Origin of the sequence: Streptomyces sp. WAC 04229, assembly GCF_003947455.1 — a bacterium.
Taxonomy (GTDB): Bacteria; Actinomycetota; Actinomycetes; order Streptomycetales; family Streptomycetaceae; genus Streptomyces.
On record NZ_QHJH01000430.1, the window covers coordinates 1 to 692 of the forward strand.

General features: G+C 74.7%; 1 protein-coding gene. It reads right to left on the minus strand.

The window, feature by feature from the left end; translation table 11 throughout:
• Positions 1-229: 229 nt before the first annotated feature.
• A partial coding sequence (locus tag DMH12_RS38710; RefSeq protein WP_148107621.1) for a SigE family RNA polymerase sigma factor occupies positions 230-692 on the minus strand: 463 nt, incomplete at its 5' end.

The window sequence follows — 692 nt, forward strand, 5'->3', positions numbered from 1 at the left end:
ACCCCGGCCACCCCGCCCACCACGGCCGTCCTGCGCCGCAGCAGCGCCCGCCGCCCGCGGACCCGCCCGGCGGTGACGAGGGCGCCCCGGTCGGTCTCGAAGCCGTCACCGGCGTCGCGCAGGGCGGCGGAGAGCCGGTCCTCGAACGCATCCCGGCCATCTTTTTGCGGCATGGCGAAACCACCCTTTCCACGAGGTGAGACGAACCGAACGGCAGCCGTCGCGGCTCTCAAGGTCTGGCGTACTCCGACAGGTCCTCGCCCAGCAGCTCCCGCAACCGGCCGAGCGCCCGCGAGCACCGGGTCCGCACCGCCGCCGAACTGACGCCGAGTACGTCGGCGGTCTGCTCGACCGACCGGTCCTCCCAGTAACGCAGGACGACGACGGCCCGGTCCTTGGCGGGCAGCCGCGCGAGCGCGTCCAGCAGCGTCAGCCGCAGCGACGCGTCCCCGTCACCGGCGCCCGGCAGATCGGGGAAGACGTCCGTCGCCCGCTCCCCGCTGCTGCGCCGCCGCTGATGGGCGAGAAAGGCCCGCGTGAGCACGGTCTGCGCGTAAGCGGCCGGGTTCTCCGCCCGCGCCACCCGCCCCCACCGCAGGTACAGGCGGCCGAGGGCCTCCTGCACCAGGTCCTCGGCCAGATGCGTGTCCCCGGCGGTGAGCAGACAGGCGGACCGGTACAGATGCCCGGCC